This window comes from Bacillus sp. 22446, assembly GCF_052044955.1.
Lineage (GTDB): Bacteria > Bacillota > Bacilli > Bacillales > Bacillaceae > Bacillus > Bacillus altitudinis.
Window position 1 is genome coordinate 581,573 of record NZ_JBQEOD010000002.1, and the last position, 21,523, is coordinate 603,095.

20 protein-coding genes and 1 pseudogene are annotated in these 21,523 nt (G+C 42.3%); 13 read left to right on the forward strand and 8 right to left on the reverse strand.

Annotation, left to right across the window (positions count from 1 at the left end):
- Nucleotides 1-4: 4 nt before the first annotated feature.
- The 4 genes from ACTJJD_RS07200 to ACTJJD_RS07215 form a co-directional block, all read right to left on the reverse strand.
- Nucleotides 5-1,642: an AMP-binding protein gene (locus ACTJJD_RS07200; RefSeq protein ID WP_440599843.1), complete on the reverse strand. Its 1,638-nt coding sequence runs from the start codon at nucleotides 1,640-1,642 to the stop codon at nucleotides 5-7.
- 42 nt (nucleotides 1,643-1,684) lie between these two features.
- Nucleotides 1,685-2,827, reverse strand: coding sequence for an acyl-CoA dehydrogenase family protein (locus ACTJJD_RS07205; RefSeq protein ID WP_046343715.1), 1,143 nt, complete (start codon nucleotides 2,825-2,827; stop codon nucleotides 1,685-1,687).
- Nucleotides 2,828-2,986: 159 nt separating this feature from the next.
- A complete protein-coding gene (locus ACTJJD_RS07210) occupies nucleotides 2,987-4,522 on the reverse strand; it encodes a glycoside hydrolase family 10 protein (RefSeq protein WP_366206165.1) in 1,536 nt (511 codons plus the stop codon).
- A gap of 24 nt (nucleotides 4,523-4,546) precedes the next feature.
- Nucleotides 4,547-5,434 carry a tyrosine-protein phosphatase gene (locus ACTJJD_RS07215; RefSeq protein WP_440608237.1) on the reverse strand — a complete coding sequence of 296 codons (888 nt, stop codon included), beginning with the start codon at nucleotides 5,432-5,434 and terminating at the stop codon, nucleotides 4,547-4,549.
- A gap of 90 nt (nucleotides 5,435-5,524) precedes the next feature.
- On the opposite strand from ACTJJD_RS07215, the gene ACTJJD_RS07220 reads away from it, so the two are divergent.
- Both ACTJJD_RS07220 and ACTJJD_RS07225 read left to right on the forward strand, forming a co-directional pair.
- The gene (locus ACTJJD_RS07220; RefSeq protein WP_017359514.1) at nucleotides 5,525-6,277 is read left to right on the forward strand and encodes a DeoR/GlpR family DNA-binding transcription regulator; all 753 of its coding nucleotides are present in this window, start codon (nucleotides 5,525-5,527) and stop codon (nucleotides 6,275-6,277) included.
- A gap of 121 nt (nucleotides 6,278-6,398) precedes the next feature.
- A complete protein-coding gene (locus ACTJJD_RS07225; RefSeq protein WP_024719417.1) occupies nucleotides 6,399-6,788 on the forward strand; it encodes a tautomerase family protein in 390 nt (129 codons plus the stop codon).
- A gap of 32 nt (nucleotides 6,789-6,820) precedes the next feature.
- Here the strand turns inward: ACTJJD_RS07225 and ACTJJD_RS07230 are convergent, their stop codons facing one another.
- A complete protein-coding gene (locus tag ACTJJD_RS07230; protein WP_440599846.1) occupies nucleotides 6,821-7,375 on the reverse strand; it encodes a branched-chain amino acid aminotransferase in 555 nt (184 codons plus the stop codon).
- 125 nt (nucleotides 7,376-7,500) lie between these two features.
- Between ACTJJD_RS07230 and ACTJJD_RS07235 the strand changes: the two genes are divergently transcribed.
- The 6 genes from ACTJJD_RS07235 to ACTJJD_RS07260 all read left to right on the forward strand — a co-directional run bounded on the left by ACTJJD_RS07235 (nucleotide 7,501) and on the right by ACTJJD_RS07260 (nucleotide 15,234).
- A complete protein-coding gene (locus ACTJJD_RS07235) occupies nucleotides 7,501-8,634 on the forward strand; it encodes a CdaR family transcriptional regulator (RefSeq protein WP_440599847.1) in 1,134 nt (377 codons plus the stop codon).
- A 77-nt stretch (nucleotides 8,635-8,711) separates the two neighbouring features.
- A complete protein-coding gene (gene glcD, locus ACTJJD_RS07240) occupies nucleotides 8,712-10,121 on the forward strand; it encodes a glycolate oxidase subunit GlcD (RefSeq protein ID WP_217967083.1) in 1,410 nt (469 codons plus the stop codon).
- Nucleotides 10,118-11,458, forward strand: a complete 1,341-nt coding sequence (locus ACTJJD_RS07245; RefSeq protein WP_440599848.1) for a (Fe-S)-binding protein — start codon at nucleotides 10,118-10,120, stop codon at nucleotides 11,456-11,458. The genes glcD and ACTJJD_RS07245 overlap by 4 nt, the downstream gene beginning before the upstream one ends.
- Before the next feature lie 78 nt (nucleotides 11,459-11,536).
- Nucleotides 11,537-13,024: a spore germination protein gene (locus ACTJJD_RS07250; protein WP_046343727.1), complete on the forward strand. Its 1,488-nt coding sequence runs from the start codon at nucleotides 11,537-11,539 to the stop codon at nucleotides 13,022-13,024.
- 12 nt (nucleotides 13,025-13,036) lie between these two features.
- On the forward strand, nucleotides 13,037-14,137 hold the full coding sequence (locus ACTJJD_RS07255; protein ID WP_440599850.1) for a GerAB/ArcD/ProY family transporter: 1,101 nt from the start codon (nucleotides 13,037-13,039) through the stop codon (nucleotides 14,135-14,137).
- Nucleotides 14,134-15,234 carry a Ger(x)C family spore germination protein gene (locus tag ACTJJD_RS07260; RefSeq protein ID WP_440599851.1) on the forward strand — a complete coding sequence of 367 codons (1,101 nt, stop codon included), beginning with the start codon at nucleotides 14,134-14,136 and terminating at the stop codon, nucleotides 15,232-15,234. Before ACTJJD_RS07255 ends, ACTJJD_RS07260 begins: the two co-directional genes overlap by 4 nt.
- Nucleotides 15,235-15,277: 43 nt before the next feature.
- On the opposite strand, the gene ACTJJD_RS07265 is transcribed toward ACTJJD_RS07260, so the two are convergent.
- On the reverse strand, nucleotides 15,278-15,508 hold the full coding sequence (locus ACTJJD_RS07265) for an excisionase family DNA-binding protein (protein ID WP_008346618.1): 231 nt from the start codon (nucleotides 15,506-15,508) through the stop codon (nucleotides 15,278-15,280).
- A 167-nt stretch (nucleotides 15,509-15,675) separates the two neighbouring features.
- Between ACTJJD_RS07265 and ACTJJD_RS07270 the strand changes: the two genes are divergently transcribed.
- From ACTJJD_RS07270 to ACTJJD_RS07280, 3 genes are read left to right on the forward strand one after another with little or no spacing between them, the layout of a single operon-like run.
- Nucleotides 15,676-16,083, forward strand: a complete 408-nt coding sequence (locus tag ACTJJD_RS07270; RefSeq protein WP_039167903.1) for a GtrA family protein — start codon at nucleotides 15,676-15,678, stop codon at nucleotides 16,081-16,083.
- Between the two features lie 4 nt (nucleotides 16,084-16,087).
- Nucleotides 16,088-16,969 (forward strand): UTP--glucose-1-phosphate uridylyltransferase GalU, encoded by an 882-nt coding sequence (gene galU / locus ACTJJD_RS07275; protein WP_440608238.1) that lies wholly within the window; start codon nucleotides 16,088-16,090, stop codon nucleotides 16,967-16,969.
- Between the two features lie 53 nt (nucleotides 16,970-17,022).
- Nucleotides 17,023-17,625 carry a DedA family protein gene (locus ACTJJD_RS07280; protein ID WP_007499192.1) on the forward strand — a complete coding sequence of 201 codons (603 nt, stop codon included), beginning with the start codon at nucleotides 17,023-17,025 and terminating at the stop codon, nucleotides 17,623-17,625.
- Between the two features lie 39 nt (nucleotides 17,626-17,664).
- On the opposite strand, the gene ACTJJD_RS07285 is transcribed toward ACTJJD_RS07280, so the two are convergent.
- Nucleotides 17,665-18,486, reverse strand: coding sequence for a uroporphyrinogen-III synthase (locus ACTJJD_RS07285; protein ID WP_440608239.1), 822 nt, complete (start codon nucleotides 18,484-18,486; stop codon nucleotides 17,665-17,667).
- Between the two features lie 148 nt (nucleotides 18,487-18,634).
- Between ACTJJD_RS07285 and ACTJJD_RS07290 the strand changes: the two genes are divergently transcribed.
- Complete coding sequence (locus tag ACTJJD_RS07290) at nucleotides 18,635-19,255, forward strand: acetate uptake transporter (protein WP_007499188.1); 621 nt, start codon at nucleotides 18,635-18,637, stop codon at nucleotides 19,253-19,255.
- A gap of 38 nt (nucleotides 19,256-19,293) precedes the next feature.
- On the opposite strand, the gene ACTJJD_RS07295 is transcribed toward ACTJJD_RS07290, so the two are convergent.
- Nucleotides 19,294-20,313 (reverse strand): LLM class flavin-dependent oxidoreductase, encoded by a 1,020-nt coding sequence (locus ACTJJD_RS07295; protein ID WP_440608240.1) that lies wholly within the window; start codon nucleotides 20,311-20,313, stop codon nucleotides 19,294-19,296.
- A 174-nt stretch (nucleotides 20,314-20,487) separates the two neighbouring features.
- On the opposite strand from ACTJJD_RS07295, the pseudogene ACTJJD_RS07300 reads away from it, so the two are divergent.
- A pseudogene (locus ACTJJD_RS07300) lies at nucleotides 20,488-21,523 on the forward strand (BclA C-terminal domain-containing protein); the annotation flags it as partial.

The following is a 21,523-nucleotide window of genomic DNA, read 5'->3' on the forward strand; positions in this document are numbered from 1 at the left end:
GCTTTCACTCCTTTATTAGATCAAGCGCCTGCTTTTTCAAGCGGAATTTCTGAATTTTGCCTGAGGCGGTCATTGGGTACTCATCTGTAATGAAAAAGTATTTCGGGATTTTGTAGCGTGCCATTTGCGACTGACAATAGCTCGTTAATGTCTCAATTGAGACCGACTTCCCTTGTTTTAGCCGAATGAATGCGGCTGCTTCCTCGCCGTATGTCTCGTCAGGAATACCAACAACCTGTGCGTCAAGAATGGCAGGGTGAGTGTATAGGACATCCTCAATCTCTTTTGGGTACACATTCTCTCCGCCTCTGATGATCATATCTTTGAGCCGGCCTGTGATTTTCACATAACCGTCATGATCCATCTCAGCTAAATCCCCTGTATGAAGCCATCCGTCCTCATCAATGACTTCATTTGTTGCTTCTTCGTTTTTATAATAGCCCTTCATGACATGGTAACCTCTTGTACAAAGCTCCCCTTGCTGTCCTCTTGGCACTTCTTCTGACGTTCCTGGTAAGGCAATTTTGACTTCAATTTGAGGAAGCGCACGTCCGACCGTTTGAACGCGTCTTTCAAACGAATCATCGGTTCTTGTTTGGGTAATGACGGGTGAACTTTCGGTTTGACCATAGGCAATCGTGAGCTCTCTCAGTCCCATTTTTTCAATGACTGCTTTCATGACGTGGGATGGGCAGAGTGAACCGGCCATAATCCCCGTTCGTAATGTGGACAGGTCATAAGAGTGGAAATTTGGATGATCGAGCTCTGCGATGAACATGGTTGGTACACCGTGAAGAACCGTGCATTTTTCTTTTTCTACTGTTTGAAGGACTCGTTCTGGATGGAATGATTCAAGTGGAATGATCGTTCCCCCTTTTGTGAGACAAGCAAGTACACCAAGAACAGAGCCGAAGCAATGAAAAAATGGTACTGGGATACACATACGGTCCTGCTCTGTTAATTTCATACAATCTGCGATCTGACTCGCATTACAGACGATGTTTGTGTGGCTGAGCATGACGCCTTTTGGATAGCCGGTTGTGCCTGAAGTGTACTGCATATTAATAACGTCATCAGGCGTGAGCTCATTCATTCGCTTCTCCCATTGATGATCTTCGGTTCTTTTGGCTGCCACTTGAAGACGATCCCAGCTGAGCATGCCGTTTGGTACATGCTGACCGATATAGATACATCTTTTTAAATAAGGAAATTGTGTGGAAGTGATCTCCTCTTGATGAGCGGTTTGAAGTTCTGGAATCAGCTCTTCAAGCATGTTGACATAGGACGTTTCTTTAAAGCCGTCTACAATAAACAACATTTTGCTGTCAGAATGCTTGAGTAAATAGGCGAGTTCCTGTGATTGAAAATTGGTATTCACAGTGACAAGAACAGCACCAATGGAGGCGCAGGCAAATTGAAGAATGAGCCATTCAGGTATATTTGGTGCCATAATGGCGATGTGATCTCCCTTTTGAACCCCTAATGCCATGAGACCTTTACCTGTTTCCTTGACCTCTTGATAAAACGCTTCGTACGAATAACGTAAAGAACGTTCTGGGTAAACAATGGCTTCATGTGCTGGATGCTGTTCTTTTTTTTCTCTTAATAGGGAGCCAATCGTTTGCGGGTGAATCGACATCATTGCTTTCCTCCCTCATATATAGTAAGCGTTTTCATTGAGGTATTACGCTAATAACTGTCTTGCGATCACGAGCCGCTGAATTTCAGAGGTCCCTTCTCCGATTTCCATCAGCTTGGCATCTCTCACAAGCCGTTCAACACCGCATTCTTTCATATAGCCTGTTCCTCCATGAATTTGGACCGCATCAAGACTTGCTTTTGTGGCCATTTCTGAAGCAAACAGTTTGGCATAGGCCGCTTCTTTTGTAAATGGTTTGCCTTGATCTTTCAGCCAAGCGGCTTTCCAGACCATTTGTCTTGCAAGCTCTATTTGCATCGCCATATCTGCCAGCTTAAACTGAATGGCCTGGAAGGATGAGAGCGTCTGCCCAAATTGCTTTCTTTCTTTTGCATAGGAAAGTGAAGCATCAAGTGCCGCTTGTGCAATTCCGACAGATAAGGCTGCAATGGAAATTCGTCCGCCGTCCAATGTATATAAAAATTGCTTGAATCCTTTCGATTTGTCTCCCAATATATGATGCGCTGGTACACGCACTTCGTCTAAAATGATTTCAGCCGTATCTGAACCACGAACCCCCATTTTGTCATATGGGTTTGTAATTGACAGTCCTTTTTGCCCTTTCTCCACAATAAAGGCGGAGATGATCGGACGTCCGTTTTCATCATGATCTGTCACAGCGGTGACAATAATCGTTCTGGCATAATTGGCATTGGTGATCCAGCACTTTTCCCCACTGATGACATATTCTTGTCCGTCTTTAATGGCTTTTGTTTTTGTTCCTTTTGCATCTGATCCGGCGTTTGGTTCTGTTAATCCGAAGGAGCCAAGCGCTGTTCCAGAGGCTAATGGAACAAGATGGTCCATCTTTTGCTCCTCCGTGCCGAAGTAATAAAGTGGACTTGCGCCTAAGGAAACCGCTGCGGCATAACTTAAACCTGTACTCGCACACTGTTTTCCAATTTCCTCGACTGCCAGTGCATACGAGATCGTATCTCCTCCAGAACCTCCATATTTCTCTGGAAAGGGTATACCCATAAAACCGAGCTCCCCCATTTTTTGAAATGTTTTTACGGGAAATGCTGCCTGTTCATCAACAGTTTGAGCGTGTGGTGCAATTTCTGTTTTTGCAAATTCTTTGACCATCTGACGGATCATTTGCTGCTCTTTCGTTAATTCAAAATCCATTTTGCTTCCCCCTTTGGCGCTTTTCTATCATATTTATTATTGAAATAGCTGCTTCATGCCAAGCTTGATTGAATTCAGAAAATTAAAATAAAAATAGTAGAAAAATAGAGAAAGCAAAAAAGCATAAATGGAGGAAACCCCTCATTTATGCTGTCTTTGTTATTTTACTGTTTTTGTAGAAGGCTTGCTTTCATGATGAAGGCGATTGAGTGCCGTCACTTTGTAGGTATAGCTCTTCTTTTGATTTGCTAAAATGTCTTTCGTTTGTGTGAAGGAACCTGTTTCTTTTCTGACCGTTTGCACAAATTCGTATGTCCCTTTATTCGACAATCGATAGACTGCATAATAGGATGCACTAGAGTGCGGATCATTTTGTATCTGTAAAACTGCACCATCCTCTGTCTTTTTCACAGATTGAATGATTGGTTTTTTTGGCGCTTTTTGATGAAGCCATGGCATCTCTGGTATGAGAGCCGGTTTGCTATAGGTTTCTTCTATTAATCGTTTCTTTACATTTAAGGGATTCCGATTGATATCTTTCAGACTAAAATGCATGCTTCCTTGTACGAGCTGTGACTGCCTGTTCAGCTCGATCTGGCGAAAATACTCCTCGGGATCAGACCAAGCAGGATCACTGTTTTGATTGATTTTATACGTCGCTTGGCCAATGTACAAGTGAACAGGCTGCCCCTTCACTTCATTTGACCACCATTTCGTCAGCACATCATAGGCAGCGGGCTGAAAGCCGATACTCCAATAAATTTGCGGGGTGATATAATCAATATGGTGCTGCTGTATCCACTCTCTTGTATCAGCATACAAATCATCATAATTGGTCATCCCTGCTGTTGTGTTTGAACCGGTTGGGTCATCTTTTATGTTGCGCCATACACCAAATGGGCTAATGCCGAATTTCACATACGGCTTTTCTTTCTTAATGGTGTCATTGATCTGCTTCACTAGCTCGTTCACATTATCTCTTCGCCAATCTTCTATATGTGTGAATTTCTGCCCGTAAGTTTCATACGTTTCTTGATCTGGAAATGGCACACCAGCGATTTTATTCGGGTAAAAATAATCATCCATATGCACCGCATCAATATCGTAGTTTTTCACCACTTCCTCTATCCCGTCAACAATGAAGTCCTGAGCATCAGGAATGCCTGGATTAAAGTACAGCTGATTTCCGTAGGCGATGGTCCAATCAGGGTGTGCTCTTGCAGGATGATCGGCTGATAACCGGTTGAGATCGGTATGATTCATGGTGATTCGATAAGGGTTAAACCAAGCATGAAATTCAAGGCCGCGTTTATGTGCTTCTTCTATCATAAATTCAAGCGGGTCATATCCAGGGTCTTTCCCTTGTATACCAGTCAAATATTCAGACCATGGCCCGAATTTCGACGGATAAAAGGCATCTGCTGTTGGTTTAATTTGCATGATGACGGTGTTCATATTCATCGCTTTGATGTCGTCTAACAGTTGAATGAACTCTTGTTTCTGCTCATCTCTGGGCAGTCCTTTCTTTGAAGGCCAATCTAAGTTATAAACCGATGCGACCCACACTGCACGCATCTCTCTTGTGCTCTCAAGCTTCCCTTTTGGCATCGAACGAGCTAGACTGCTAGACGGAATCAATAAGAAGACACCCATGAAAACTAGTGTCAGAACCGTCATACTGATCTTTTTCAGCATGGTTTGCATCACCTCATATTAAGTTTATTCTGCGTTTTGTGATGGAATGCCAGCAGATGGTGTAAGCAAGATGTTTTTCATTTTAAACAGCTGAGCTTGCGGGACGTCGCAGGCTTCTAGTAAATACCGCTCTGCACTTCCGTATGTATCCATCATCTCATTCAGTACATCTTCAAGATAATCTTGCTGCACACCAAGCAGGGGCTGAATTTGTTCTTTTGACACCCGATATAAACTCATCATGCGAACAAATCGTTCTTGTCTTTTCACTAGCATTTTCACGCCTTCATTGGAACGCATGTATTCACTTAAAACGGTATGCACCGGCACACCCGTTGCTAATTGAATAAGAGCAGATAAAAAGCCTGTACGGTCTTTTCCGCTTGTACAGTGAAGCATAAGCGGATAATTTTTTTCATCGGACAGTAATGTAAACAATTGCTGAATCTCTTTTTTTCGCTCATAGAGCATGCTTTGATATACATCTTTCATGATCGGTGTAAAGGATAGAGATTTTCCTTCTGCTATCAGCATACGAAACATGGTCCATTTGCTAGGCATCATGCTGTCAGGCTGCATAGGGATATGAACAATTTTGTCATGTTCCATGATCTTTGGCGGGTGTGATTTTCGTTCTGAGCTTGTACGCAGGTCACAAATCGTTTGAATTCCAAGTGTTGAGAACGTCAATATGTCTTGCTTCGTGAGACGTGATAAATCGGCAGACCGATAAATCATTCCTTGTTTGATGACCATCTGATCCGTTGTTTGGAGTCCCCCTACTTCTCTAAAATTTGCAAGCTTTGAAAATTGTATGTTGTGTTGATTCATAGAAGTGAAAATCCTTTCTATCCTCTTTTCTCTATCATACGCTTTTATGAAAAATGAGAAAAGATAAGAGAAAAAGATCATTCGATTCTCCCATGTTGATCAGTGACATCTTTTACGTGGAATTATTGTTATAATAGAATCAGCATATTCGTATTGATTGGAGATTGTAGCATGATAAAAACAAAACGTATTCAGCAAATAAAAGAGTATGTATTTGACCGGGAATCTGCCTCTCTTGATGAGCTTGTGACGCATTTTGGCGTCTCAAAAAACACCATACGCCGAGATGTACAAGCATTGGTAGAATCCGGCGTGCTAAAGAAAGTGTACGGCGGCGTCGCTGTGAATCACTCAACATTGGTGGTGTATCAGGAGCGAAAGACTCGTCAGCTGAGTAAAAAACAATTGATCGGACAGGCTGCCGCTGCTTTTGTTGAACATGGTGATATGATTTTTGTTGATTCTGGTACAACGACACTGGAGATGCTTCCCTATTTGAAGGAGAAACGGATTACCGTTGTGACAAATAACGTGGATTTCATTACACAGGCTATGCCTTATGAACACCTCACCATCTTTTCAACCGGCGGTATGCTAGAGCGAAAAACAAATTCTTTCGTTGGTTATCAAAGTGTTGAGCGCCTAAAAGCATACAATGTCAATAAAGCATTTATTGCATCAACTGGTTTATCCATTGATCATGGCGTCACGAATTCCTCCCCGCTTGAGACAGATATTAAAAAAACGCTCGTTGAAAAAAACGCCAAAACCTTTTTATTAGTCGATGATAGTAAGTTCGACCATTATGCCTTAACCACGTTTTGTGACTTAAAAGACATAGACATCGTCGTGACGAATGAACAACCAAATGAAGATTACCTTCAATATGGAAAAGAGCATGATGTGAAATTTGTCACGCCTTAGTCCAGAGCAAAAAAGCCAAGCGTCAATGTGTTGGCTTTTTTCTTATGCGCAAAAGAGTGAAACGGCGAAGTGTTGGTTACATTATGATTGTATATTAAACACATATTTGGAGGTTGACCTGATGCCGTTGTTACGATTTGACGTGATAGAGGGCCGTTCAAAAGAGGAATTAAAGAAACTGCTGGACACTTGTCATGAAGCAATGGTTGATGCCTTTGGGGTACCTGAACGAGATCGCTATCAAATTGTTCATCAGCACCGCCCTGAAGAGATGATCATTGAAGACACTGGACTTGGTTATCCGAGAACAAAGGATCTGGTTGTCATTAGTGTTGTCAGTAAACAGCGGACGAAAGAGCAAAAGGAACAGCTTTATGCACAAATCGCAGAACGTATAGAAAAAGAATGCGGGATTGCCAAGACGGATGTGATGATCTCGATCGTGGAAAATGGAGACGCCGATTGGAGCTTCGGAATGGGTGAGGCTCAATTCATAAGAGGATGGCTTTAAAAACGGCTCAGGAGTGTGAGCCGTTTTTTGATTCATTCATTTTCAAGCTGCATGAGCAAGTTGAATAAATAGCGGTACACTGCTGAGATCACACCAATTAAAGGCGTATCTTCTTTGATGTCTTCTAGTTCAAGAAGCGGAATGTTGATATCAAATAACCCGTCTTGTCCATTAAATTGAAGCTGAGCACCATTTAATGTTGAGAGCATCTCTTTTAGTAATCCAGTATCTTTTTTAGGACGCTTCAATCCGAATAACACGGTATACGTCTGAAATACTTCATCCCATTCTATGGCAAGTCCGTCGGCTCTCACCACATCAAACCACTTCGACTCGATATAAATGAATTCTTTTTGTTGTTTTTTTACGTATGTAAGAGGTGTATTTAAAAAGGAAGCATTTTCTGTTTGAATCATTTCCTCCGATTCCTTGTCTACACGTTCTATATAAACATCAGCAAAGCGTGCTTCTTCTGTCATTTTTGCCCCTTCTAGCGGCCAATTTTGACTTGTGGCTTTGTTATATTCAAAGTCGGTGAGCGCCTGCCCTTCTTTCAATAAATCTTGTAAGCGATTTTGCAGTGACATGACTGTATCTCCTTTCATCTACTTCATATGCGCTTTTTATTTTAGCATAACACATGAAAAGAAAGATATGCCTGAGCATATGATGGTATGATAGTGTAAAAAGAAACATCTCGGAGGGGACCGTTTTGCTCACAATGACACTGGCAGAAAAAATCGTAGATGAGGTCAAAAAGGTACTGACGGAAGAAATCATCATCACACAAACAAACGGTACCATTATTGCTGCAACAGATCCAGCACGCATTGGCCAATTTCATGAAGGAGCATATGTCACATCCTTAGAAGGGCAGAAACGAATTCTCACAAAGGATGATGTGCTGCAGATGAAAGGCGTCAAAGCCGGTATCAATCTGCCTATTTATTTTAAACAAGAAGTCATTGGGGTCATTGGAATGACAGGTGATCCTAGGCATGTCTCCCCTTTTGGCGACATTTTACGTAAAATGACGGAGCTGCTCATTCAAGAGCATGAATTCTTTCAAGAAACGGAAACAGATGAACGGCAGCTTGAAGCCTTTGTATTCGACTGGCTTCACCTGCCAGAGACAGCGGTTGGTATGACCGAGAAGGCGCAGCGGCTTGGCTTTGATGTCAACAAGCAGCGTGTCGCTATTCTCATTGATTGTCAAGACGAATCGTTTATGAAGCAGGATCAATACAAACTGATGAAGGACAAATTGCAACTCACCAATCAGGAGATCATTGTGCGCTGGGGGCATGCACGTTTTTTGCTCATGCTACAAGCCACACCAGATGGTCGAGAAACATGGCACAAGCGCTTGTTCCATATTCATGCTGCGCTCACAGCGCTGTCACCATCGAGGATTTTAATGGGGGCAGGAAAACCAGCAGCTTCTCATGTCATGAAGCAGTCCTTTCATCAAGCTTTTCGCGCTTTAAAATTGGCGCATGCTGAAACACCCATTGTGTTTGATGAAGATTTGACGCTTGAACTTTTTATGGAGGAAATCAGTCAGGAAACAAAAGATGCGTTTCTTGATCGAACGATTGCGTCCCTTTTCCCCTATCCTGAACTAGTGAAAACATTGCGGGTTCTCATCGCTTCGGATTACTCATTGAAACATACAGCAGAAACTATGCATGTCCATATTAATACACTTCATTACAGATTAAAACGGATTCAGGATTTAACGACACTTGATCCAAAGCGCATGCAAGATGCGATGCTTTTTTATTTGGCCTTGCTGCTTTTAGATCATGATACAAAAAATACGATAAAACAGCCTGATATTTTGTAGAATCGTCTATAGTCATGTGGCGGTTCTTTTTTTATACTTGTAGAAACGAGACGTTAAATGAGCGGGAGTGATTGTATATGCTAGATTCAGAATTTTCAAATCAATTAAAAGAGATTGTCGGTGCGCCCAATGTCCAAGACAGCAAGGCGGATCGTCTTGCCTACTCTTATGATGCGACACCAAATTTTCAACAGATGCCAGATGCCATCGTGACACCTCGCACGGCAGAAGAAGTGCAGCAAATTGTGAAACTGTGCGCCTCTTACAAGGTGCCGATCGTCCCAAGAGGCTCAGGGACGAATCTGTGCGCAGGAACATGCCCTACTCAGGGCGGATTGGTGATTCTCTTTACTAGAATGAATCAATTATTAGAAATAGACGAAGAAAATTTAACCGCAACGGTGCAGCCTGGCTTAATTACGCAGGAGATGATTCATCAAGTAGAGGAAAAAGGTCTCTTCTACCCGCCTGATCCAAGCTCTATGAAAATTTCCACATTAGGCGGCAATATTAACGAAAATTCAGGGGGACTGCGGGGGTTAAAGTATGGAGTGACAAGGGATTATGTCCTTGGGCTTGAAGTGGTTTTGCCAAATGGTGACATCATCAAAACAGGCGGAAAGCTTGCAAAAGATGTCGCTGGCTATGATATGACTCGATTGTTCGTTGGTTCAGAAGGAACACTCGGGATTGTCACAGAAGCGGTGCTAAAGCTCCTGCCGCTTCCAGAAACGAAACAAACAATGCTTTGTTTATACGAAAGCCTTGAAGAAGCTGCGACTTCTGTATCGGCCATCATTGCTGAGCGTATCATTCCTGCTACATTAGAATTTATGGATCAGCCGACCCTTGAAGTCGTTGAAGATTTTGCAAACATCGGCCTGCCTACTGACGTTCAAGCTGTGTTATTAATTGAACAGGACGGCAACCCTGAAGCTGTTTCTCGTGATATCCAAAAAATCGCAGAAGTCTGTGAGCAGCACGGGGCTAAAAGCGTCAAGATTGCACATTCAGAAGAAGAGGCAAGTGCGCTCTTAACAGCGAGACGCTCTGCTTTATCTGCCCTCGCTCGATTAAGTCCTACAACGATTTTAGAAGATGCGACCGTTCCCCGGTCTGAAATTGCCAATATGGTTCGTGCAATCGAAGACATTGCACGAAAGTACGAGGTGAACATTTGTACGTTTGGTCATGCAGGTGATGGCAACTTACACCCCACTTGTGCGACAGATGCAAGAAATGAAGAAGAAATGAAACGTGTAGAAGCTGCCTTTCAGGCCATTTTTGAAAAAGCCGTTGCACTTGGCGGCACGATTACAGGCGAACATGGCGTAGGTCTCATGAAAGCGCCCTATTTGGAGCTGAAGGTCAAAAAAGAAGGAATCGCTGCCATGAAGGCGATTAAACAGGCACTTGACCCAGCAAATATCATGAACCCAGATAAAGTGTTTGGAAAAGCCTCAAGAAAGCGAGTGGTGGTCTCATGAGTTCTTCTTCTAAGCAAAAAGAGATCCAGCAGCAGTTTCAGGAGCAAATGGATGAAAAGGAGCTGCTTAATTGCATGCGCTGCGGATTCTGCCTCCCTTCCTGCCCTACCTATATTGAATCTGGACAACAAGAAACGCACTCTCCTCGGGGCCGAATTGCGTTAATGAAAGCTGTAAGAGATGGCGTCATTGAGCCAGATGAAGATGTTGAACATTCCCTTAATCTTTGTCTTGGCTGCCGTGCATGTGAACCAGTCTGCCCTTCTGGCGTCAAGTATGGACAGTTGCTAGAAGATGCCAGAGACATTATTCAACAACATAAAAAACAATCATTTCCTGTCAAATTGATGAGACGTGTTGTGTTTAAAGGTCTCTTTCCGTCGCAAAGTCGTATGCGACAAGCTGCTAGTTTTCTTCGATTTTATCAAACTTCTGGTCTGCAAACAGCCGCCAGGAAGACGCGCATACTGAAGCTGCTTCCCTCCCATTTACAGTTGATGGAACAGGCACTTCCAAAGGTGCCGCCTCAAAAGAAAAAACGTTTGAATGAATATAAAGCCATTGGTCAGGCAAAAAAACGGGTAGCGTTTTTTACTGGCTGTTTAATGGATACAGTTTTCTCAAACACAAACAAAGCGACCATTCATCTCTTACAGCTGGCAGGCTGCGATGTGATCGTTCCTCCTATACAAACGTGCTGCGGCGCGCTACATGGTCATAGCGGAGAAAAAGACCAAGCAAAACAGTTAGCCAAGCGGAATATTGAAGCATTCGAGGAAACAGATGCCGATGCGATCATCATGAATGCAGGCGGCTGCGGTGCCTTTTTAAGTGATTACGATCATTTGCTTCAGGATGACCCAGATTTTCAAAAACGAAGTAAAGCCTTCTCACAGAAAATAACCGATATATCAAGCATCCTTGTGGAGCTTGAGTTTCACCGCCTCATGCCACTGGTTTTGCCAGCGCAAGTAATCACCTATCAAGACTCCTGTCATTTACGAAATGGGATGAATGTACAACAGGCGCCGAGGGTGCTCATGAAAGCCATCCAAGGGGTAACGTTTAAAGAAATGAAAGATGCCGGCCGCTGCTGCGGATCTGCAGGAATCTACAATATCTTGCAGCCAGACATGTCGATGCAAATTTTAGATCATAAAATGACGGAAGCGAGCAACACAGCTGCAGCTGCCATTGTGACGTCGAATCCAGGCTGTCAATTACAAATGGCAGCAGGCGTCAAAAAGGCAGGACATATGCCTAGCATGAGAGCGATTCATCTGGCAGACTTTTTATTAGAAGCCGTTCAATATGGAAAAAAAGCGTCCAGTTCATGAAGCTGAACGCTTTTTTTATGCATATCTTCAGAAGATCGGTTGGATAATAGAGGCAAATCACGGAAGGAGATGGTTCAAGTGCTGAAGAAAAACAAATCAAAACAGAAAGACCCGAATTCAGTATTTGAAGCATTATCGCGCTCTTCTGATTTTATCAATGAATTATCAAGTTCCGGAGGTTTTCTTTACAGAATTTCTTTTTTTCGTTCTTTAATTAATGGAAATCTCCTTCATGAACAAATCTTGCCTTTTATTCAACAATTGCATCTAACACCCACCCTTGAAGAGCTGAAAGAACACATCCCAATTGAACAAGCTGTGATTACGAAGGACCTTCAAAAAGTGGAAGAAGCTCTTCATCGGGGCAGTATTGCTGTACGGATTGAGACAGATTGGGGCAATACGCTTCTCTTGCCGATTGAAGAAAAGAAAGGCAGACAAGTGGGCCCGCCTGAGATTGAATTCGGAATCATTAGTGCGCAAGAAGCGTTTGTAGAAGTGCTCGATACAAATTTAAACTTGCTCAGACGCAGGCTGCCCACTCCTGACCTTAAAGTAGTTGAACACACAGTGGGTACCCTTTCTCTAACGAAAGTAGCCGTTGTATACATAGAGAATATCGCCAACCCGCAGAACATTGAAACCGTTCTTCAGCGGATTCAAGATGTTGACTATGACCAAATTCTAGATTCTAACTATCTTGCGCAAATGCTTTATGATGTGTCCAATACAATCTTTCCATTGTTTTTAAATACAGAACGGCCAGACAGGGTTTCCTCAGGTTTAACGGAAGGAAAAATAGCCATTATGGTTGACGGTTCGCCTCATACCCTGCTTGCACCTACAATTTTACTCGAGTATTTTTCTACAATGGAAGACTATAACATGTCTTGGATCGCAGCATCCTCCTTTCGGCTGTTACGCATTTTTGCTGTAATTTTTTCTATTTTTGCAACCCCTTTGTATGTAGCTGTTTTAACGTTTCATTACGAACTGATTCCTAAGGACTTATTAGAAACGATTGTCGCATCACGCTATCTCGTGCCCTTTCCGCCTATTATTGAAGCTTTATTTTTAGAGATATCGATTGAGCTACTTAGGGAAGCCGGTTCTCGCCTTCCTGCAAAAGTCGGACAGACGCTCGGGATTGTTGGAGGTATTGTGATCGGACAGGCTGCCGTTGCAGCGGGATTAACAAGTAATATCCTGCTCATTATAGTTGCATTATCAGCTCTTGCCTCTTTCGTCACTCCTATATATAAAATGGGGACAACCATTCGTCTCTTACGTTTCCCATTCCTTTTTGCTGCACAAGTGTGGGGAGCGCTAGGGATTTCGCTGATGGGGGCTTTTCTTCTCACACATTTAATGAAATTAACGTCTATAGGACAACCTTACTTAGAGCCAATCTTTCCACTTCGATTGGCCGATTTAAAGGGGAGTTTGATTCGGCCCCAGCTCCGCTTTTTGAAAAAACGTCCAGAAAATTTACGGCCGCAAAATGAAACGATACACCGCCAAAAGCCAAAGCAAGGTCGTAAGGGGAAAAATGATTTTTATGAATAAGGAAGTGAAGGCATGAGCTCGTCTTCTGTGAAAGAAAAATTTCAAGTATCCCCTTTTTTTGTGTTTTTTCTGATCAATGCCAATCAAGTTGGTGTTGGTATTTTAAATTTCCAGACGAATCTTGTCCGGACGATTAATAATGATGGGTGGATCGCCATTTTAATTGCTGGTGCAAGCGTCAATTTGATGATTTTCCTCATTTACTTTTTGTTTAAAAAAGCACCTACTGACGAATTTAGTGACATTACGCAATCTGTGTTTGGTAAATGGCTTGGACAATTCATCAACATTCTCTACATTTTGTATTTTTCTTCATTATCTTTGATCGTGCTTGTTCATTATATGGATGTAATCCATGTTTGGCTGTTTAAAGAAATTCCTGGTCTTTTATTTGCATCAGTGCTGCTCATCCTCGTCTATTACATTCACACAGGCGGATTTAGAACAATCGCTGGCTGGGCATTCTTTAGCATTGTCCTAACGTACTGGATGACCTTTATCTGTTTTTATGTCATGAAATATAGTCACATCCGGTTTATGTTCCCAATGTTTGATCATTCATTTTCACAACTCATGATGGGGGTCAAAGATGCCTCTTTATCCATGTTTGGTTTTGGAACATTGCTTGTCTATTATCCCTTTATTAAAAAAGCACAAACGTCGCAAAAATTTGCACATATGGGAGTGTTGCTAACTACATGCCTGAATTTGCTTGTATTTCTCGTCTCTATAGCGTACTACTCAAGTGCTCAGCTCGAACTAACGAAATGGCCGACATTGACATTAACCAGCATTGTCAAACTTCCGTTTATCCAGCGCTTTGAATTTATTGAAGTGTCGCTATGGCTTTTGCTTATCGTTCCAAATATCGCTATTCCATTATGGGCAGCCAGCAGAATGGCAAAACAAGTGTTTCACACGAGCCAGTGCACCACGTTAATAGTTCTCAGCCTTCTCATTCTCGTCATGTTTTCATTTTTTATCAGAGCTACCTCATTTGAGACATTTAATAAATGGGTGGAATATAGCGGATACATCCTCGTCTATGGATTGATTGGATGTATGATCATTGTGCTGCTGCTGAAAAAAAGGTGGGTGAAAAAACGAACATGAAACATTCTATTCTGATATGTATCATGTTATTGAGTCTTTTCTTAACGAGCTGTGCACAGCCTCGTCTCTTAGATGAATTAAGTATCTCGCAGGCGGCGGGATTTGACTTATTGGAAGATGGAGAAATGAAGGGCTTCTTTGTTTTCCCTGTTTTTAAAAGCGAAGAACAAGGAAGCTATCAAATTGTAAGTGCTAAGTCAAATACCATTAGTAATATTCAGTTTCTTGTTTCGGAAAAATCGCCTTTCCCCGTTGTCATGGGACAAGTACTCGTGATTTTAATAAGTGAAAAGCTGGCGAAAGAAGTGGGTATGATTGATTTGATGAATTACATCTATCGTGATCCAATCATTGGATCTCGTCAAGTATTTGCCATAGTAGACGGAGAAGTTGAAGATTTATTGCATACAAAAATGAATCAAACCAACTTAAATATCGGTGTATATCTTTCAGATTTACTGGCTCAAAACATGCGAAACGGCAATCAACCTGTGACCAATCAGCATATTTTTATGAATCAGATGATGGCAAAAGGCGTGGATGCCTACCTCCCTTACATTAAAAATACAAGCAACTCTATTAAAGTGTCAGGTGTCGCTCTTTTTGATCAAGAAAAAATGGTTGGGCATATTCCAGGGGAAGATACGTTTACGTTTAAAGCGATGCTTGAAAATCATAAAAATGGGATTTATGAGTTTCGATTTAATGACAAAAAGAAAACCCATGTTGTCATTGAAAATATCAAATCACATGTGTCTTATCACATTAAACCAACTGAAAACCTTTCAAAAAAGCCTCATATCACCATTGATATCAAGCTGAAAGGTGAGTTAAAAGAATTCATGAAATCAAAAAAAATCGATACGCCTTCCATCTTGCAGCATGTTGAAAAAGAAGTGGAGAAGCGTGTGGCCCAGCAAGGAAAAGACCTTGTTCAATCCTTTAAAAAGCAAAAAATTGATCCACTTGGACTTGGTTTGAGGTATCGCTCTAAAGATAAAGCCATGACACCGGAGAAATGGCAAAAACTCTACCCTGATGCAGATGTCCAAGTGAATTGTCATATGAACATTGTCCAAACGGGTGTCAGCCAATAAAAAAGACTGTATGAAAAGGTTCTCCCTTCTCGTACAGTCTTTTTTAATCTTCATCTTTTACGTCCGGGTCCTCAGGGATTGGTTCATTTAAGATGTCTTGAATGAGCTCTTTATATTGTTCTAGCTGTTTCATATGGGTTTGAAACTGCCCTTGATAAATGAGATACGATTCCCCGTCAAATACGTAACGAATCTTTTTTTGCTGGATTAATTTTTCAACATATGCTTCTGATACTTCTAAGTATTCAGCTGTTTCTCCAATTGTTAAATACATGCATGTGCACCACCGTTCGTTTCATCTTACAAATTATATCACGAGCTGGTGAAAAAACAGATATCGCTTGTTCATGTTTTTTTCATCTTTTCTTCACTGAATCGTCAACTCGCTTTTGTACAGTATTCATACACCCACTCAAACACTAGGAGGTGATGATCCTTCGCATGACAAAGAAAAATATTCGGACCTATGCCACATTTTTAACTGTAGGCGCAAGCAATACGATGATTGACTTTCTGTTCTTCTTTTTTTTCACTGCTTGCTTTGTTCCCTCTTTTCTTGCACAGTGCCTGTCCTATACAGCAGGAATGCTGAACAGTTATGTTTGGAATCGAAAATGGACGTTCCAAGTAAAAAAGAAAGCGGACAGGTGGGAATGGATCAAGTGGGCCACAGTCAACGGCGCAGCGTGTCTCCTCACCTATGTTGTCTTATATGTCATGCAGCAAGCAGGTTTCTCATTATTCATTAGTAAAGCGATTGGTACCCTTCTTGGCATGATGATCACTTTTACTGGAAGCCGCCTATGGGTGTTTCCATCAGAAAACAAACGATCAGAAATGGAGCGATGATTCAATGAACATCAAAAAAGCCGTTATACCAGCAGCCGGATTAGGCACACGTTTTTTACCCGCAACGAAAGCACAGCCAAAGGAAATGCTGCCGATTATCGACAAACCCGCCATTCAATACATAGTTGAGGAGGCTGTTCAATCAGGCATTGAAGATATACTGATTATCACAGGAAGAAATAAAAAATCGATTGAAGATCACTTTGACCGTTCGATTGAGCTAGAACAGAATTTGCTTGAAAAAGGAAAAAAAGAACAGCTGGCTGAAATCAAACATATTGCGGATATGGCCAATATTCATTATATTCGTCAAAAGGAGCCCTTAGGTCTTGGACATGCGGTATTATGTGCACGTCATTTTACTGGCAATGATCCTTTTGCGGTGCTTTTAGGTGATGATGTCATGGTGTCAGAAAGACCTGCACTCTCTCAGCTCATGGAAGTCTTTGAAGACAAACAAAGAGAGGTCATTGGCGTCCAGCAAGTGGATCGTCTAGATGTCAGTAAGTATGGTATGATAAGACCAGCTAGAGTAGACGGCCAAGTGTTTGAAGTCACAGACTTAGTGGAAAAGCCAGCTATTCATGAAGCTCCTTCCGATTTAGCCGTGATGGGCAGGTATCTGTTAACACCATTGATTTTTCCTATTCTACAAGGAATCGAGAGAGGTGCTGGGAACGAAATCCAGCTGACAGATGCGCTGAAAATCATTGCACATGAATCACCCATTTATGCAAAACAATTAGATGGGATGAGATTTGACGTTGGTGATAAGCTGGGCTCATTTAAGGCAGCGGCTGAAATTGGATTAATGCGTCATGATATGCGGCCAGCCATGCTAGCATATATGCAAAGCATACTCATGAGAGAAGCAAAACAAGCATAGGCTCTTATAAGGATGCTTGAAGAAAATTCGTATTTAAAGGCAGAGTGAAATGAATGGGAACCTTGTTTAATGAAATTTTAACCTGGCTGACAAGCCTTGGTTACGCAGGTGTTGCACTCGGACTGATGATTGAAATTATTCCGAGTGAAATTGTACTTGCCTACGGCGGATATATGGTGTCAACAGGAAGCATTGGGTTTGTTGGAGCCGTCATCGCTGGGGTTATTGGAGGAACACTTGCCCAGTGCTTTATTTACTGGATCGGCCTTTATGGCGGAAGACCTTTTTTAACAAAGTATGGGAAGTATTTATTCATCCATGAGCATCATATTGCCACGGCAGAACGCTGGTTTGACCGATATGGAACGGGTGTCGTATTTACAGCTCGTTTTATCCCAGTCGTGCGCCATGCGATCTCGATTCCAGCTGGTATTGCAAAGATGCCATTTCTCAAATTTGTTCTATTGACCGGATTAGCCGCCATCCCTTGGTCCATTCTATTTATTTATCTTGGAATGCAGCTTGGGACAAAATGGGACCACATTCAAAGTGTCGCTCACACGTATACAACACCAATTATGGTCATTGCCATCGTTCTGATCGTACTGTATTTCGTTTTGAAAAAAATTCGCACAAATCGAAAACGGACAATCTAACGAAAACGCCTTTCACTCGTCATGTGAAAGGCGTTTTTTCTATGCGTGCGTCGATTGTTTTTTCATATATTGAGATAATTCCATAATCATTGCACCCATTCTTTCAAGTGAAGGGGCTAGAATGCGGCTTATCCCCTGTTCTTTTAATGCTTCAGCTGTGACTTTTCCAACAGCTACAGCTAATACATGCTGCTCGAATAGATGTTGCAATTCTTCTTTTTTGCCCCATTCTTCTGCTAGTTTGAAAAAGGCATGAACCTGAACAGCGGTTGTAAAACAAACGGCATGGACCTTCCCTTCTTTCATTTCTTGAAGCAAAGTGTCCGCCGCCTCTGGTTGAGGGGGCGTGTGCTGATATGGCATGAGCTGCAAAACGTCTGCTCCTTTGTGATGTAAAAAATCAATGAGAGCTGGTGCATTTTCACCGTGAAGCTGTACCATGACCCGTTTACCTTGAAGTTCTTTGTCTTCTAACTTTGAAATGAGGTCACGAACGGTTCCATCTTCATCAGAAACATCTGGCTGAATGCCGTGTTTTTTTAGAGCCGCGAACGTTTTGTATCCTCTTGAAGCGATATGGGCACTTGATAAAATGTTCATAAAAGTTTCTCCAAGCTGCAGCTCTTCTGCACTTTCAATTAATGTGTCTGTGCCGATACCCGTTGTTAAAATGACCCAGTCAGCTCCCTTCTTTACAAAGATTTCTATGCCTGGCTTCAATTCCTCTTTGGCTAAAAATACAGTGCCCTGAAGAGAACGAATAACAGCTTGTCCTCCTTGCTTTTCAACAAGTGTACGCATTTCTTCTGTTTTTCTTGTTCCGCATATGGCAATGGTCTTTCCAGCTAAGCCTTTACTCATTCTCATCCCTCTTTTTCTATCACATGTATGATGTATTGTATTAAATATAGATTTATTTGGAAGACGTTGCAAGTGTCTACTAAAAAAGAGCTTGACGTTTCTATCGAATTCGAGTATCTTTTGTAAGTGCAAATTGTAGGAGGTCATTATGGAAAAACAGAATGTTCAAGCAATTCGATTATCAATCGCAGACCCAACACCACTTGGTTTGTTTGGTTTAGCAATGGTGACGCTTGTTGCGTCTTCACAAAAACTAGGAATCACAGATGGCACATCCCTTATTTTACCTTGGGCTATCTTCCTTGGAGGAATCGCGCAGCTGATTGCGTCCATACAAGATTCAAAGCATCATAATATTTTTGGAGCCACTGCCTTCGGCGCATTCGGTCTTTTTTGGATGGGCGTTGGAACCACTTGGCTCATTCAAGCTGGCGTTTTTGGGAAAACGCTTGCGGGAGCTGCGGACCCAAAACAACTAGGTTTTGCTTTTATTGGTTATTTGATTTTCAGCTTATTTATGACGATCGGTGCAATGGAAACACATAAAGTATTGTTTTTGATTTTCGTCTTTATTGATTTCTTATTCATTGGCCTGTCCCTAAGCTCGTTTGGTGTGATGTACGATGTGACTCATACGATGGCTGGTATTGCAGAATTGATTATTTCTCTTCTTTCATTTTATGGTTCTGCAGCTGTTGTGCTGAATACACATTTTGGTCGTACAGTACTGCCAGTTGGACAACCATTTCGCGTGTTTACTAAAGCATAAATAAAAAAGAACTGCTCTTGGCAGTTCTTTTTTTATTCTTATTTTTCTTGTTCCTCTTGAAATATCTCTGCAATGATTTCATAGGAACGCATTCTTTCTTGATGGTCAAACATATCAGAATTAATCATGACTTCATCTGCTTGAGTCGCCTCAATAAAGGCTTCTAACTCTTTTTTCACCTTTTGTTTATCCCCGATCATCGTCGAACTTAATTGTTCGTCCACCATCGCCTTCTCATATGGACTCCATAGCCCATCCATACTTTCAACAGGGGCTTTGAGTTTTCCTGGTGTATTGCGAATGAGGCTCAAGAAGCGCTGATAATGAGACGTCGCCAAATATTCAGCCCGCTCTGTTTGATCAGCAGCAAAAACCGTCACACCAACCATCGCATAAGGTTCTTTTAACACATCTGAAGGTTGAAATGACTGTCTGTATAATTCTAAAGCAGGAATGGTATTTTTAGGGGAGAAATGTGCCGCAAAGGCAAATGGCAGTCCCAGTTCTCCTGCAAGCCTTGCACTAAAACCACTTGAACCAAGAAGCCAAATCGGGATATCCACTCCTTCTCCCGGAACGGCTCTTACATGTTTTTTGACCTGACCAGTCGGTTTGAAATATTGCCGAAGTTCTTCAAGCTGCTCAGGGAAATCCTCCCCATGATGAAGATTACGTCTAAGTGCCCTTGCCGTTAACTGATCTGTTCCTGGTGCCCTGCCAAGACCTAAATCAATTCTCCCTGGATACAAAGTCTCCAGTGTTCCAAATTGTTCTGCAATGACGAGTGAAGAATGGTTTGGAAGCATAATCCCCCCAGAACCAACGCGGATCTTTTCAGTCCCTCCAGCAATATGTCCAATCAAGACGGATGTTGCTGAACTCGCAACCCCTTCCATATTATGATGCTCCGCAAGCCAATATCTATGGTAGCCCCACTTCTCAGCTTTTTTTGCTAAATCCATACTATGTTCAAATGACTCTTTGATTGTGCCACCTTCTGTTACAGAGGATAAATTTAACACGGAATATGCTGCACGTTGTAAAACTGATTGACTCATACATGATGCCCCATTTCTTTCAAAAATCATACTAGTTTCATTCTTTCAACACCATAACATAAAACGATTTAACTTTTAAATGATTTGATTCGATGATTTTCGAAATGATGAATTTTCTAGGTTTTACTTCCGATTTAAAAATTCGTACATAGAATGAAATATCAATTTTAGGAGATGGGCAATTTGTACAATCAATTCGATCACAAATGTCCCTTTTGCGGTAGATATCATGAGCAGCCTCATTACAAAAGATCACGTCATGACCGTCCTCAAAGAAGAGACTGTCCTTTTATTAAACAAGAACATTCAAAACAAAACAGACCTCAAGGGGATCCGTCTTGTGCAAAAGGAGAAAAACAATCAAAAATAATTCAAAGGGTTGGACGAAGAGGCCCAGCAGGTCCGGTTGGGCCTACCGGACCAACCGGACCTGCTGGCGGATTAACCGGTGTCCTCCCTTTTAACCCCTCACAATCACAAGATTACGAGGCTGGTCAAGTTGTCACGTATAATGGCAGTACTTATATTGCTAAGGTAGATGCTCCCTCAGGAATACCTGGACTTTCCCCCGACTATACCCTTTTGGCGGCTTCTGGGAAAACTGGCCCAACTGGCCCTACAGGGGTAGGATTAAGTGGTATTGAAACATATGATCCAGAAAGAGCATCAATGTATTCAGTCGGTCAAGTGGTCACTTATGAAGGTGGTACGTATATTGTGAACTCTGCTCCACCTTTAGGTACGCCAGATACGTCCCCGGATTATACGCTTTTGGCAGCACCTGGTGCTCCAGGTTCTACTGGAGTAACGGGCAGCACTGGAGCTACAGGAATTACTGGTGCAACCGGACCTACTGGGGCAACGGGAATCACAGGTGCAACTGGATCTACTGGTGCTACTGGTATCACAGGTTCAACCGGACCTACTGGCGCCACTGGTATCACAGGTTCAACCGGAGCTACTGGTGCTACAGGTATCACAGGTGCAACTGGACCTACTGGGGCCACTGGTATCACAGGTTCAACCGGACCTACTGGCGCCACTGGTATCACGGGTGCAACCGGTCCGACTGGTGCCACGGGAATCACAGGTTCAACCGGTCCGACTGGGGCTACTGGTGCTACAGGTATCACAGGTTCAACCGGACCTACTGGGGCAACGGGCAGCACTGGACCAACTGGTCCGACTGGGGCAACGGGCAGCACGGGTG